This is a genomic window from Chryseobacterium sp. KCF3-3 (genome assembly GCF_045865955.1).
Taxonomy (GTDB): Bacteria; Bacteroidota; Bacteroidia; order Flavobacteriales; family Weeksellaceae; genus Chryseobacterium.
Map to the genome: position 1 here is coordinate 1,592,479 of NZ_AP035792.1, position 15,331 is coordinate 1,607,809.

Sequence of the window (15,331 nt, forward strand, 5' to 3'; positions counted from 1 at the left end):
GTATTTGTTGTTTTTGAGTGAATAAGTAATTTTATTTACTTATTTAAATTCATAGTTAATCTGTTTTTCTGTTCCCTGCTTATTCCCCGGAAGAGTATATTTAGCTTTCACATTGTATCTGGTTTCAGGGATAATCCCATAGGTTGATTCCAGCAAGGCATTAATCACGGCTGGTCTTACGTTAGCCGGAGACCCTACATATTTAGATGCAGCTTTTGAAATCAGCTCATACCAGTCGGACTTATAATAGCTGAATAAATCATATTTGAATGGGAACGTCTGTTTTAAGAATCCGTTTCCTTTATCGCTTCCTAAATACTGCATATATGAAGTAAAGACAGGGAACGCTTTTACCGGTGGAATTCCGGCAAAATCATCTTCACTTTCAGCTCTGTTTAATGTTAGCTCATCAATCGGATAATTGTTGTAAATCAATCCTTTAAACTTATTAGCAAAGGAATCATCCATTAATGCTGTAAGGTCAATAAGAGGCTTATTATCTGTATATTTCGAGCCGGAAATTTCAGTGGCATCAAAGTATTCATCAGCATTCATGTTATTCTGAAGGGTAACCACATCAGAACTTAGCTTGATCCACAACGGATTAAAATTCAATGAAGACAGCTTGTTCTCAAATGTATTGTACTTACTTGTTCTGAAAGTAAAAGCCAGCCTTTCGATCTCTCCATCTTTGGAAAGACTTTGCGCTTTCTTCACTTCCGTCGTTACGGATACAGCAGAGTCGTCTGTATTTTCTTCTGTTTTTACCGTCTCTTCAACCGTATCATTTCCTGTTGAAGTAGTATTTCCGTTTTTATTTTTAGCAATTAACGCAAATGTGTAGTCTTTCTGTTTACCGAGATTAGGGGTATTGAAGTTGACCGTATTATCATTGGTATTATAAGAGAAATTACTTTCAGTTGGCGATTCAGCAGCAAAAGCGGTTACGGTGTTCCAGTTAGGATCATCAAATAAATAATCCTGTCCACGCTTCAGTTTTATATAACCGGTATTGGCTTCTCCGGTGTAATAATTTTCCTGTTCAGGAACCGGATAGGCATATTTGATATTACTTAAAGGAATAACATTTGGTGCTGATCCAGTGGTAAAGATTCTTTCTTCGATCTCAATTGCTTTTTGGCCGTCTGCCATCACCACTTCATACATTCCGTTCTTTTTCTCCATAAAGCTTACCTGCGCAATTGCTTTCAGGGTTTTGTTTGGAGGAAGAATATCTTCGGAAACAAAATTGGCTACATCCTTAGAATTAGCATATTCTATGACTCCTTTAATTTCTTTACCTTGGTCATCGATGATGGTCATTTTATCAACCACTACTTTATACGTATGATCGCCATCGTCCTCAGGAATGACAATAGGCTCATTAACCCGTACAGCAAAGGTTGCCTGCGGAATAGCAAATACGTCTACATCGGTTTCATCTTTTTTAGGAGTAAGGTCAGAAATGATTTTCATCCCTCCAAGAACGGATGAGTTTTCCAGTACACATTCTTCTCCAAATTCCATCTTGAATCTGAATCTTCCTTTGATCATACCTCCAAGCAGATTATAATATCCTCCAAGGTATCCTCTCACCCAATAAGGATTTGGTCCTTTTGCCTGTAATAAAGAAGCAACTCCGGCTTTGATAATAGGAATTTTCTTTTTGATGAACCAAAGTTTTATCTTAATTCCAAGCTCACCCTGCAAATAAACATAAGCCTGTCCGTTGGCATACCATCCATTAATACCGATCTGCTCTCCACCACGGTTAGAACATTTTGCCTCACCATAGTTTTTCAGCATAATATCTGTTCCTAAACCTGCCTGGAAACGGGCGTAAAGGAATAAAGCAGTCATATCTCCGGTATCAAACTTCAGGTGGGTTCCAAATGCAAATCCTTTTCCGTCTCCTAAAGCATTCAGGCTGCTCATATAATCCAGGTCATTCAGCTGAAGTCCTAAAATTTCAGCAACTTCAGGCGGCGGTGGCGGACTTCCCGGAATACGGGTTCCTACCATAAAATAACTTCCGGACTGAAGATAGAAACTTCCCAGACCAACTTTTAATCCAATCATATCGGTAGGTGTCCCGATGTGCATATACCACTCATCAGGCGCAACGTGAATCACAGCCCAACCAGCCCTTCCATTGGGACCGATACCTTTAATAATTCCGTGAGCAATATCTACAAAAACATCAAGGCTTGCATGAAAAACGCTATTGTTGAAATCGTAATTCATAGCGAGCTTGGCATAGATCGCACCATCAACTTTTTCAGTTACCGGATATTGCTCGTCAACAGTTTTTGTATCAAGGAAAGAATTTACATGACTGTTATTTTTAAGTTCATTCAGGAATTTTGAATTTCCAGTCATTTCTTTAAACTTATCTTTTACTCCTGCTAAAGGATCACCGGGAACTAATTTGGATATATCAGCCATCACAACAGCTTCTCCAATAAATCCGATATTAGCCAAACCACCATTCGGATTCGTGGAAATGTTAAAACCGGCCATAATACTCACTGCTTTGTCACTGGCTACTGAACCATAAATTCCAGCTCTTAGTGCCAATCCGACTGTATTATCCGGCTTTAAAACCAATGCTTTATTGGCATATGCGGGATTTAAAGACATATCTCTATCCGGAATCATATGGTAAAATGCCCCGCCTGTAAATCCTGTAATCGTTAAAGCTGTTGCCTGAATCTTTAGCCCTTTAACCGAACCTTCGAAGCCCCAATAACGGAAAGTACTAAATCCATAAGCAGCATTGACATCAACCTCGATTCCTTTTAATCCATTTAGCTTGGCATTAAGATGTGCTGTAAAGCCATTACCGTACAAGGGGTCTTTACGCATAATCTGAAATTCACCGGAAACAATTGCTACACCGATATCGACATTCCTAAGTCCTAGTTTGGTTAAATTAAAACCATCGTATTTCCATCTTTGCTTATTATTTTCGTTAGTAATAAGACCTCTTATCATCATTCCACCCGTAGCGGAAAAACGTTCTTCCTGCAGACCAACAGTTACAGAAAAGCCTAAGCTAGCCTGTGAGCCATCAGCTATAACAACAATATCGCTGATACTTGCCGGAAAATTGGCTAATTTTTGCTCACCCTCAACACCAAAATACTGTGCTGTGATGTAAGGCGCTTTTGTTTGAATGGTCAAACCCTGAAACTTTACCCCTTTAAAATCAGCATCTTTCTTTTCATTGGGATCATTGTCATCAGCGGAAGCATTCGCTCCGATAGCAAGACTCCCATTAAGAATAGCTTTGGGTAAAAACTCGCGGTTTTTAACACGCATTTCTATTGTTGAGCCTGCGGCAATAGTTGCCTTGGCACTCCAGATATCAAAGTTAATATCATCAAATGTCGTAACAGAAATTAAATACTCTTCTTCTGTTATCATACCACGATATCCTAAATACTTTGGAATCGTATTATTCTGATTGTCGTTATTCTTCTGAATAGGAAGCTGAACTGTTCCTTCCAGGTTTGCTCCTACAATTTTAGAGGCAGCTAAATCAATTCCAATTTTATCCAGAGAATATCTCCATGCGTTTTCTTTATTGGTTACTCCTCTGTCAATGGGGAATAAATTATTGGCCGTAAAATTTCCTGATACACCATAAGAATCGATCAGAAGATTATTCGCTTCAAAAGAAACCCTGCTGTCAATATGGTCTTCTGTTTTAAATTCCTGGGGCAGTCCTATATTTAAAGTCTGAACATACAGTCCCCGCCATGATTCCGTACCTCCTATTAAATATCCGTGCGTATTATAATACTGGGGGAACATCACACTTGGATCAGTCCGTAAATCACTCAAATCCAAAACAGCATTATTTACAAAGAATGAAAAATACCCTTTATCCTGATTTTTAATTTGAGAGGTAATGGCAAATGGTGTAATACTTACTTTTACCAAAATATCATTCCAGTCTGTGGCTTTAAATGCAAAATCTCCACGAACCCGGTTAGTTTGTCCGTTACTGCCAAACTCAGGTAAAACACTTCCATTGCTGTCCAAAGGAACCAAAACATTTCTGGATATTTGGACATTTCCTTTTAAGGATAACTCTTTTATGCCGTCACAATCAATGATTACGTACGTATTGTCGTTGACGCTTCCTCCGTTAAGCTTATTAATCCGTCCTCCTTCAAGGGTAAGCATCCATTGATTTTGGTTGAAGGGCATATTGATATCGCCAAGCAAGGATAGCTTGGCATCTCCTATAATCTTTCCATTATAAGAAAGCTTAACATCTTCCGCCCCAAAAAACAGCGTTTTTTTTCCACCTTCTGCCCCTTGCTGTGGAGTTACTACACGGGCATATACATTAATTAAAGCATACTCAGGAGTGAATTTGGCTTTGGTAACAACGATTCCGTATTCTACGTTGGATATATTTTCTCTAAGCCCAATCGGTAATTCCGTAAGATCATTCGGATTTATGGTATTGGTAAAATGGCCATTGGCTTCAAGTGTATTGAAAGCTCCAATCGCTTTACCTATCTCAGCATCGGTCTCAGGATCGTTATCCGAATTATTTATAAAATGATCGGAATAAAGTTCCGGAATAGAAAAACGGCTCTTATCCTTTATATTATACTGAAGTGAATCTTTATGGGCAGCAAAAGCATTATTGCAACCCATAAGCATATATACGGAAAGTATTAAAAGAAAATAAATATTCTTCATCAAATTGTATTATTTTTTACAAAATCATATGTTTTTTTACACAAACAACAATGTGAAAGATTTCAAGCATTATTAACAGAAAATCATTCGTAACTATTGTTATTTTATGCCCTATGATTGACCAACAACGCCAATGATGATACCATTATTAATTCTTGAAAAAACTTTAATTGAGTTGGTAATAATAAGTAAAACAGCTGGTTATGGCATAGGTATTTTCCCCATATTTATACCGTAATTTAACGGATACTGATCATATACCACTCCTTATGGGAACTTTGAAGTAAGTACTAATCACTATCTGCACCTATTATCACTACGGGCTACCACCAAGTTTGCTTGGTCTTATTTATTACATATAATTCATTATTAAATGTTTATGCAAAGATAAAAATAATTTCACTGAAAACGGGCTTTGGAAAAATTCTTTTCCCGATGAGTTGACATAAAGTATAAAATGATAAAATAATCGAAGGGTAAAAATGATTAAACTTGAGAATTTCCGTGATTCATTTATTTTGAAATTTATATATGTAAAACTATATATTTAAATCACAATCATGTTTTAAAAAAATCCTAAAATTATCAAGTAATTATTTTTTTTCTTAGGCAAGAGGATTTACCTAAGCCTAAGAAAAAAAATATTCCTTTATATTATGGTTATCGGATAGTCCAATAAAAATTGAATTTTTTAAAAAGAATTAAACACGTCAAGTTTTGGCGTGGGTGAGGATTAGCTTTGCTTTAGAAACATTAAAACAAAATATTAATTGCTAAAACACAGCTTATGGAAGAATTTGATGACGAATTTGGTGATTTATCACAGTTTAAAATACTCTCTTTTGAAGAGGTAAATCAAGGATTTACAGGAAACAATGCTTTTGCCAACACAATTATCAACAAAGACAACTCTCCTGATTACAGAAGCCCGTTCCATGATTACAGAAATACACCTTTAGGTTATTCCTATCTGACAGATAATCCTATATCCGTATTTGCTTCAACAGGGGTAAATGAGAAAGGAGAAAAGGGATATGAATATTATTCAGAAGTATTACCTTGTGAAACGGGTTCACAGGTATATGGAAGCTATCAGTCCAATGCAAGAAAGAAACAGGCTTTATTTCTGTTCTATGAGAAGCCCAATCCTAACAAATCTAACTTCTCAGGTGACTTCTATATTGCCAAGATGGGAGATTACTTCGTACAGCTATTTAAAAGGTTTCCAGAGCCATTACCTTCCAGTATTAATGGTCAGTTTTTCAGGAATATCACTTCTATGGAAGATGAAGCTGCTTATTTAGCTCAGTTAGCTTATACTTTTGAGAAAGATAAGATTGATGCAACTCTTGTTCATCAGGCTTTAATGAGGGAGTATCAGTTTTACACAGGTGACAGAAGATTTGAAGAGATTATTGGAAATATCTCATCTATTCCTGCTAATGCCATTGGGTGGTGTGCTGAAAAGCTGGAAGTTTTTAAGCCTACAGAAAAAAATTACAATTCTCTGGCTAAAGATTATTCTCCATTAATTCCTATCATAGGAGGTGTTACAGTTCCTGTTAATATGAATAAAGCTGCACAGTTCTTTGAGAACTTGGGAGATAATCCTTTTGTTCAGGGAGCTGAAGTTGCTTTTTCAAAAGTGTGGGCTATGGTAAAACAGGCAGCAAGTAAGGTTAAAGATGCTTCTGTAGACCATCTTCCTGATGCATTTAAAAAGCTGATCAATAAAATTACCGGAGTCATTAATGATATTAGATCCTTTCTTACCAATGTAACAGATGATCTTAGTGAATTGGTAAAACAAGGGGTAGAGGTTCTTAAATTAGCTAATGCCTTCTATTGCGGTGTTAACAGTGGGCTTATCAGTCTTATCCAATGCTTACTTTACATTTTAGAATTCCTTTTACAGCCTACAACTACTTTTTCTTATCAGCAGTATCTTGAAAGAAGAGATTTAATGGAAAAGGCAGAAGATGTAATAGACTGGGTGACAGAGCATGTCCCTAAATTCTTACAAGGAGTTAAAGATCTTTTTAAAGCAAGTGGAAGTATTTCAAAGTCTGACATGGAAGGGATATTTGATAAAATGAAGGAGTATTTTGGTGATATTTCTCGCTATACTGTGGCTTTTTATGTTGGTATTTTTGCCTTTGAATTACTGATTAATATCCTGTTACTTATCTTTACAGAGGGTGCAGGGAATGTGGTAAAAGGAGCTACTTATGTCCAGAAAGCAGCAAATTTATTAAAGGTTCTGGCAAGGGAAACTGTTTCTGTAGCCACATTAGGAATTACAGATTTACTGGCTTTTCTTTCAAGATTTATTGTTAGATTTGGGAAAGCTTGTGCTAAGGGATTTAAAGGATTCATCAAGTTTGTTGAAGAATTATTACAAGGTGCCAAGAATGGTGCCAAGGCTGAGGATTTAGCCATGACAGTAGAGGAAATTGAAGAAATTGTATTAAAAGGAAAAAAAGCCCAAAGCATCTACTATATTCTTGCTAGTGCCAGAATAGGCTTTAAAAAACTAGGAATTGAAATCCTAGCTAAAGCAGATGGTTATCTGCTGAAATGGAAGGAAAAACCTATATTCAAAGGAGACTATAAAGAGATCAATGCTTTCTGGAATAAGATTCTTAAACCTAGACTAGGAACTGGAACAGGTGGAATTTTAAAGTATCTTGAAGTTCTTTCCAGAAACATGATTGCCCAGGAGCATAGTATGTCTTGTGCTGCTGCATGTATCAGACAATTAGCTAAAGATCATGGAATAGAAATGACAGAAGCAACAATAAGAAAACTAGCAGGTACTACGGAAGAATTAGGAACAACTGATTTAGGAATGGTCTTGGCTTTAGAGGATGTTTTCAAAGGTAAGAATATTGAAGCTCTCTCTTATTTTAGAAATACAGATGAAGCAATACCTGATATTTTAAAAGACATTTCTAAAGAAGGAAGCTGGCTAGCATCTATTCATCCATTAAATGGTCAAAAGCACGCTGTTATTGTAGATAAAATTATTGAGAATAAAGTTTACATTAGAGATCCATGGCCTATTGAAGGAATAGGTAAAGGAAATGGTGTAGAGGCTATTGTAAATTTAGATGATTTTGTCTATTCTTGGGTAAAAGCAGGGGCAAATAAATATAAAGTAAAATAAATTAATTATGGACTATAAAGAGATTTCAGAAAAACTAGAAGAATTAGGTTATGCTACTCAGTTTCATAATCTTATTAATTCATTAACAGTTGGCATTCCAGAAAATGGAAATTTCAAGCTAGATTCAATATTTAGAATAGAGAAAAATGGTAATAAAATGAATGTAAACTATTTCACTGGACAAGTTCCTGTTGAAAAAGAGTTTAAGGCCATTGAAGAACTTCTTAAGTTTGTAAGACAGGTTTTTCCAATTGAAGAATAACTAACTTAATATTTCTAAACTGAACCATTTTTGAAGTATAGTAAAAAGTGGTTCATTTATCATCATTTATATAATAACAGCTAACTATGAAATATTTTGTTTGTTTAATTCTAACCGTTGCGATACATACCATCTCTTTTTCACAAAATAAGCAAACTGTAGAGAAAGATATAAAAGAAATCACTAATTTTTTAAAAAATGATAATTTAATTTCATTTTTTAAAAAACATCAAAGCTACAGGCAATTGCTGGAGGGCTATTTGAAAAATGGTGATACATTACGATATAAGAGAATGTCTGACAGCTCGGATTATAAGTACAATAATGCAATGTATGGCGATAATATTGTAAGAAATTTTCTTAATTGCAAAAAAATATTTACGGTTGATAACAAAAAAATTAAGATTGACTGGAAGCATTCTTTTGTGAAAGAAATTTTAATAGAAGAAAACAGAAACACAATTGATAAAAGTGATCCCAACCAAGAAATCTTTATTCCAGTAAAAGTTTTGGTTTCTAATACTCAAAACAACAACAACTTAGTGCTTATTAATGTTAGTTTAATTTATTCAAAATCGGGGTCCCTAATGTCATTTAGGATTTTAGAAAATATGCATATTGGGTTTTCTTCCATAAAAGAGTATCTGAAATTTGAAAATGAAAAAATATTGACAAATGGGGTGCAGAACGGAGGTAGAAACCACCTAAAAAGAATAGACAATTCTGAATCCTTTCCTGATAAACAATACAAAAAAACATATGTCGCAGAAAATAATAACGCCTATAAACTAATTTTAACTTTTGAGACAAAAGAAAATACTACATTAATAAGGCTTGCAACTAGGATAATAAATGGTAATCTAAAGCATAAATCATTTGGACAATGGGAAAACTGGGAAGGAATTATTATCTTTAATCCATATGGTAGTGAAACCACTTGGTATATGTATGAAGATGAGGGAAAAATTACATGTTTTTCTATTGATTCCTATATAGCAGATATAGACAAACTGGAAATGATTACTTTTAATCAAACTAAGAACGATGAAAGATAGAAGCATTGTTTAAGATTCCAAAGCCTGTTCAAAAAGGTTCAGGATATTTATTTTTTATATTTATTTTTGAAGGAATCAACGACACTATCCCGTAAAGTGTGTAAGTTAAAAAGTCAGGGCTTAGATTTTATAATCTGAGCCTTTTCTCAAAAATAAGCATAAATTGGTTGAGGACAATACCCCAATTCTGTATAGGCATTGTCCATTTTTTAGTAGCTTCTTTTAATGCCAAATAAACTGATTTCATTACCGCATCATCAGTAGGAAAAGACATTTTATTTTTGGTGTATTTTCTGATTTTGCCGTTGAGATTTTCAATTAAATTTGTGGTGTAAATGATTTTTCGTATCTCGAGAGGAAATTCAAAAAATACAGTGAGTTCATCCCAATTGTTTCGCCAGGATTGTATAGCATAAGAATATTTGCTTTCCCATTTATCTGCAAAATCATTGAGAGCTGCTTGAGCCGCTTGTTTTGTTGGAGCGGTGTAAATATGCTTCATATCGGCAGAAAATTCTTTTCTGTCCCTCCAGACCACATATTTGCAGGCATTTCTTATTTGATGGACAACGCAAATTTGGGTTTGAGATTCAGGAAAGACGGAACGGATTGTTTGGGTAAATCCGTTTAAGTTATCGGTAGCAGTGATGAGAATATCCTCCACACCACGGGCTTTTAAATCCGTGAGAACACTCATCCAGAAGGCTGAACTTTCATTTTTTCCAAGCCACATTCCCAAGACCTCCTTTCTCCCGTCACGGTTTAATCCAACAGCCAGATAAACGGTTTTATTAATGACTTTGGAATTTTCCCTTACCTTGAAAACAATCCCATCCATCCAGACAATGAGATACAAATCTTCAAGCGGGCGGTTCTGCCAGCTAACAACTTCACTGGCAACCGCATTGGTGATTCGTGAGATGGTAGAGGTAGAAACATCAAAATCATACATTTCTTTAATTTGTTCTTCAATATCACTCACACTCATTCCCTTAGCATAAAATGATATGATAATATTCTCCAAACCATCGATAATATTATGTCTCTTTGGAACCAATGCTGGTTCAAAACTACCTCCTCTATCTCTGGGAACTTTAATTTCAGATTCGCCAAATGAGGATTTTATCTTTTTAGTCCCGTGACCGTTACGGTAATTTCCAGTGGCAGATTTCTGATGTTTATCATTATCCAAATGAGAGTCCAATTCTGCATCAAGCATATGCTCTATAGCTCGCTTGTGCATTTCTTTGAAGAAAGAAGTTAAGTCTTCTCCATTTTTAAAGGACTTGTAAAAATCCTTGTTGTTTAATAATTCTTCTTTGTCCATCATAACTATGTAATGGTTAAAAATAATAAAAAGTTATTTCCGTAAAATTTTTTGAGCTATAAGGGCTCAAAATTTTCCAGAATAACTTTTTAACTTACACAGTTAGTGAGATACTACCGAATCAACCATAGAACGTAGTGATAGCTTTGACAGATCTATCTCCCATAGCCGCTGGTTTTCATTAATTACCCGCAGTATTCTGTTATTCAGATCAAATTCTTCAACAAAACAATAGTAAAGCAACCGTAAAAGCCTTTTGGGATTTACATCTTCCTTCTTATGAAGATAAAAATAAAGAAATGGGGATTCAGATTTCTTTAAGTTGAGAGAGATAATCTGCTCCTCTCCATAGAAATGATTACCTACTCCCCATCCACTCAATCGTTTTACTCTTCCTTTATTGGAGATAACATATTTACCATCGAAACCAGGTAATGGCTTCCAGTTCTCATCCGGTCGGTTACTTAAGGATAAATCCAAAATCGCGGGTGGATTCTTCTTATTGATACGAGGTTTACCCAGCTTTTCCCAGAGAGAATCATTAAATACTTTTTTTGAATTAATTATTGTTCTTACCGTAGTCGCATAAGTTTTATTTCTTTCTTTAAGTATATCATTAACAGATTGTAAGGTGAGTTTCGAAATATCTATATTCAACTGTGAATCACTTTCGTTTACAATCCTCAAATCTTTGTCTGTAAGATCAAATTCTTCGACAAAACAATAATAAAGCAGTCGGGTAATTGCTATATGATAATTTCGTCCCTTACAGCTTAATTTAGTATAAAAATAATACGGTTTATTATCAGGCTTTAGTACAAAAAGTGATATGATATGCTCTTTCCAAAAAGTTTTGTTTCTATTCTCCGTCCAGCTGTTTAGCCGTTTTATTCTTCCTTTGTTGGAGATGGCAAAATACCCTTCGAGATCAGGAATCGGTTTCCATTTTTCACCAGGAAGATCTTGCAGCGACAAATTCATACAGGCAGGCGGATTGCTCTCATCAATTGGTGGTTGCCCGAGCCTTTTCCAAAGACTTGTATTGAGTGCTTTTTCCGGTTTACTTTTAGTTTCAGGGATAAAATCTTCTTTAATAGGTGTGTAGCCTTTTACAAACCAGCGGAATGTTCCCGCAGTAGTCCTTTTTTTGTTGATAACGGATAGAATATGAGTGTGATGGATTCCTAAAGTTTTACTTGCCACATAAATATTATCATAACTGCCCACAAAAACACCATCAACCGTATATTGGCTCACTGCCTGCTGATAATTCCCCTTCTTCCCTCTACCTGTGTTCAGTGCTTTACTCCGTATCTCATTGGCAGTTGCCCTTTCCAAATTACTAAAATGTACATTAAACCTATTTTCATCTTTAAAAGACATGCGAAATGCAAGATCATCCATATCAAATTTTTCAACAAAATGATAATAGACTAAACGGGCTACCGACTTTCCATATACTCTTCCTTCAACAGAAAGGTTACATCTCACATTAAAAAAATGAGCCTTTAAATGTTTATTAAAATATCTAAAAGCTTGTGGTTTCATAATCCTATCCAATATTTTCTGCTCTCCTCCATTGGGAGCTGAAACCCACCGCTCCAAACTTTTTATTCTACCATAATTAGAAATAGCATAATTCTCAAAATCTTCTATCAACTTCCATTCTTCACCTGGAAGATCTTCCAGAGAATGATTGGAAAGGACTGTGTTTACATATTCATCTCCTAATTCAGTAGGTAGTTTCATAAGTCAAAAATTTCTATTGTAAATTACTTTGATATAACTCAATATCTAATTTAACGAAATTTTATAAGATCAAAGATATTCTCGTTTTGGCTCAGATTACACTCGTTTAATTTAAAATTTTTAATAGTATTAATTCCCGAATTAGAACGTGTTTATTCCTGAAAAGCACCAATAACAGCTTTCATTCCAATACCCATACCCCTAAATTGCACCTCGGAATTGCAGTACAATCTCCCATAAAAACACATTGATTATCAATTCTGTAATGAGAATCCAATAACTTAAAATATTTTAAATTATGATTGATAATTCAATTAAAAAAAAGGTCTAAAAATAGATCTTGCTACCGGTTTTATTACCCTTAATCAAATTAGAAAAGGAAAGATCTTTTATTTTCTACTAAGAGGAAAAAGCAGAAAGTCTTCCAAGAGGTTTATGTTTTCATTTGCCCTATTGACAAAGGGTAAAAAAAATAAGAAGGTCAAAATTAAAGTTAACACTCCTTTTAAAATGGGAGAGGTTACTCTTATCAATGGTTCCGTTTTCTTTGTAAATGCATCTATTCATTTTGATCTATTTGTACAGGGAGATGAAACGTATTTGTTAATAAATGAGCAGCTGTTTAATCTCGTTGATGGGGAAATTATTAAGATTGAAATTTCTAATACAACTCCGAAAATACAACAATACAATTTTCAAAACTTCTTGACCATATTGCTTACTTATTGGTAGAAAATAAAAATCCCAGGCTTAATAGTCTGGGATTTATAATAGGTAAATCTAATCGCAAGTTTTTGAAAATCGAAATATTACAAAGGAAACATTTGAAAACGAAAACCTAACTTACACCAATATCCCTGTATCTTTCCGTTATTTGTGATTGAATTATTAATAGTCTAAGGAAATATGGCCTGGATTATTTTTCATTTTTTTGATTTTTTCCGTAAATACGATCAACAACATAATTATATTCAAAAATCTCCTCTGCTTCTTTATCCAGATTTTTTCTTGGCAAAAGTATTACCGTGGTAAAGAGATCTCTTTTTTTATCATAGCTGTCAATACGCTCAAGCCTGCCTCCATAATCGCGGTCAGCAATTGGATTAAGGGAGTATGGGAGAATAGTGTCCGTTTTGTTGATGTAAAAAATGCTGAAATTTTCTTTAGAGGCGATCTGAAAACGTTTAAATGCCTTTCTATTGTACAAAATTGTATCTGTTAAATTCTTTTTGTTTTCATAACCATAGATCGGAATATTGATCCAAACAGCACCCGATTTTTTATTGAATAGATTTTTCCGGATGTCAGAAAGTTGTTTTTCTTTGAAAACAAGGACTTTGCCTTCCATTTTATTGCCAACATCAAAATACACTGAATCCCTGATATAATATACTCTGTCTGTAATTTCCGGCAGGTGAATATTTGGAACCAGCTCAATAATATCACTATCCCAATAATTAATTTTTGAAATGATAATCTGCTGATGGTCATCCAGCCCCTTAGAAGCATTGTAGTAAATATTGGTAATTACATCAATACCTCCCTTTTCACTCCGGATTTTGCTGTCTTTATTGCAGGAAACGAAAAGGGAAAAGATTACCATTAAAAAGCAATTTTTCATAGCTGCTACATTTTACGCGAATAATTTTGCTGGTTTTTCACTTCCTTTGTCTCAGAATTATCCTTTTGAAAGGCTTGTTCATTAGAATTGACCCGCTTCATTTTGCTATCGTACAAATTGAGCATTTTGTACTGGGGATTTAGAATCGCTTTCCCCTCTGTCACTTTATTATTCTGATCCGAGAACTTTACTGAAACAATATTTCCCTTTTCCAATGATTTTTGAGTGATCTCTTTATGCTTTTCATCATCAAAAACCAATTTGGACTTAGCCATAATTTTTTCCACATCAATGCCATAATTTTTATTAAATACCTGAAGTTTAAAATTTCCTTTTTCATTTTTTTCTTCGCCCAGCAGAAGCTTTATGAAAGCATCTTCTTTTTCATCAGAATGCTTACTATTAATTTCTGTTTTCACCGATCTTCCTTCCAAAAGATTAATAGCTTCTTTAGCTGTAATTCTGCCATTTGCTGAAAATGTATGAGTGAGCTCCATATTCTTTTCTTCGTTCTTAAGGGTAGCCAGAAAAGTATTTAGATAAACTTTATTGTTTGTAGAAGATTTTTGAAAATTAAGAGTAAATTCTACCTTGTTGTTTTTAAAAGAAGCTTTATCTGAAGCGACTACCATAGAAAACTCTTTGACTCCTGAACCTGTCTTTTTTGCCAGCTCTTTATGCATGGCAGGATCTTCACCCATTCCAAGATATTTGATTTGGTCTTTCAGGTATCCAAAGTTTGTTTTTTCTTTCTGTTTTGCCGGAGCTTCATTCTGTTGGGATTCAGTCCGTTTTGCTTCATCATTATCGATTGCTTCTTTTGCCTGGGTATTATTTTTCTGTGCTTTTTCATATTCCGATTGGACTGTCTCGGAAATGTTTCCTTTTTCCGTTTTTTCTTTCGGAATTTCAAAGGAAGCACCGTTGATATTTATGCTAAGGCTTTCTTTTTCTTCGAGCTTTTGTCCTGCTTTTTGAATCTGAGTGACCAGATTATTGGGCGTTGACATTTTATCGAAGAATGGTTTTTCCTGCCCCGGTAATTCAATTTTTACCTGTAAATCTGCTTTTTTGTTTTCAAATAGGTTATTTTTCATAATTTCTGAATTTTGTTCAATAAGGGTTATAAATCTATCAATATGTACTTTTTCACTTGTTTTATTAACAGAATGTGTAAAAGTATTGTCACCCACCATTTTTTCAATCTTTAAAATCTCTTCTTGTGAATAGCCTGCTTTTAATTTTTCGTATTGGTCATATTCTTTCCAGGTGGAGCTGTCAGCAAAAAAATTATCAAGGTCTTCAGCTGTTTTTTTTGCATACTGCAATAACAAATCTTTTTCTTTTGGTAAAAGAGCAGAAATAATTTCTTTAATTCTTTCAGGTGTTTTTTCAATTTGTTCTTGTTCCATAGGTTTTGTATTTGGGTTAT

The 15,331-nt window shown here is 34.6% G+C and carries 8 protein-coding genes; 3 read left to right on the forward strand and 5 right to left on the reverse strand.

Features of this window, described 5'->3' with window-relative positions:
- Positions 1 to 39: 39 nt before the first annotated feature.
- Positions 40 to 4,719, reverse strand: coding sequence for a hypothetical protein (locus ACKTTZ_RS07125; RefSeq protein ID WP_407848061.1), 4,680 nt, complete (start codon positions 4,717 to 4,719; stop codon positions 40 to 42).
- Between the two features lie 787 nt (positions 4,720 to 5,506).
- Here ACKTTZ_RS07125 and ACKTTZ_RS07130 point away from each other — a divergent pair.
- From ACKTTZ_RS07130 to ACKTTZ_RS07140, 3 genes are all read left to right on the forward strand, one after another.
- On the forward strand, positions 5,507 to 7,885 hold the full coding sequence (locus ACKTTZ_RS07130; protein ID WP_407848063.1) for a cysteine peptidase family C39 domain-containing protein: 2,379 nt from the start codon (positions 5,507 to 5,509) through the stop codon (positions 7,883 to 7,885).
- A 7-nt stretch (positions 7,886 to 7,892) separates the two neighbouring features.
- Positions 7,893 to 8,147 (forward strand): hypothetical protein, encoded by a 255-nt coding sequence (locus ACKTTZ_RS07135; RefSeq protein ID WP_407848065.1) that lies wholly within the window; start codon positions 7,893 to 7,895, stop codon positions 8,145 to 8,147.
- A gap of 86 nt (positions 8,148 to 8,233) precedes the next feature.
- Positions 8,234 to 9,202, forward strand: a complete 969-nt coding sequence (locus ACKTTZ_RS07140; protein ID WP_407848067.1) for a hypothetical protein — start codon at positions 8,234 to 8,236, stop codon at positions 9,200 to 9,202.
- Between the two features lie 127 nt (positions 9,203 to 9,329).
- Here the strand turns inward: ACKTTZ_RS07140 and ACKTTZ_RS07145 are convergent, their stop codons facing one another.
- From ACKTTZ_RS07145 to ACKTTZ_RS07160, 4 genes are all read right to left on the reverse strand, one after another.
- Positions 9,330 to 10,532: an IS256 family transposase gene (locus ACKTTZ_RS07145; RefSeq protein WP_407846215.1), complete on the reverse strand. Its 1,203-nt coding sequence runs from the start codon at positions 10,530 to 10,532 to the stop codon at positions 9,330 to 9,332.
- Between the two features lie 99 nt (positions 10,533 to 10,631).
- A complete protein-coding gene (locus ACKTTZ_RS07150) occupies positions 10,632 to 12,278 on the reverse strand; it encodes an NUMOD4 domain-containing protein (protein ID WP_407848069.1) in 1,647 nt (548 codons plus the stop codon).
- Positions 12,279 to 13,194: 916 nt separating this feature from the next.
- Entirely contained in the window at positions 13,195 to 13,899 is a 705-nt protein-coding gene (locus ACKTTZ_RS07155; RefSeq protein WP_407848071.1) for a hypothetical protein, read from the reverse strand.
- Positions 13,900 to 13,904: 5 nt separating this feature from the next.
- Complete coding sequence (locus ACKTTZ_RS07160) at positions 13,905 to 15,311, reverse strand: hypothetical protein (RefSeq protein ID WP_407848073.1); 1,407 nt, start codon at positions 15,309 to 15,311, stop codon at positions 13,905 to 13,907.
- Between the last annotated feature and the right edge of the window lie 20 nt (positions 15,312 to 15,331).

What these genes read in the sequence shown, in the direction of transcription:
- ACKTTZ_RS07135 (WP_407848065.1), top strand. Translation starts at nt 7,893, where the DNA reads ATGGACTATAAAGAGATTTCAGAAAAACTAGAAGAATTAGGTTATGCT.
- ACKTTZ_RS07140 (WP_407848067.1), top strand. Translation starts at nt 8,234, where the DNA reads ATGAAATATTTTGTTTGTTTAATTCTAACCGTTGCGATACATACCATC.
- ACKTTZ_RS07160 (WP_407848073.1), bottom strand. Translation starts at nt 15,311, where the DNA reads ATGGAACAAGAACAAATTGAAAAAACACCTGAAAGAATTAAAGAAATT.
- ACKTTZ_RS07155 (WP_407848071.1), bottom strand. Translation starts at nt 13,899, where the DNA reads ATGAAAAATTGCTTTTTAATGGTAATCTTTTCCCTTTTCGTTTCCTGC.
- ACKTTZ_RS07130 (WP_407848063.1), top strand. Translation starts at nt 5,507, where the DNA reads ATGGAAGAATTTGATGACGAATTTGGTGATTTATCACAGTTTAAAATA.
- ACKTTZ_RS07125 (WP_407848061.1), bottom strand. Translation starts at nt 4,719, where the DNA reads ATGAAGAATATTTATTTTCTTTTAATACTTTCCGTATATATGCTTATG.
- ACKTTZ_RS07145 (WP_407846215.1), bottom strand. Translation starts at nt 10,532, where the DNA reads ATGATGGACAAAGAAGAATTATTAAACAACAAGGATTTTTACAAGTCC.
- ACKTTZ_RS07150 (WP_407848069.1), bottom strand. Translation starts at nt 12,278, where the DNA reads ATGAAACTACCTACTGAATTAGGAGATGAATATGTAAACACAGTCCTT.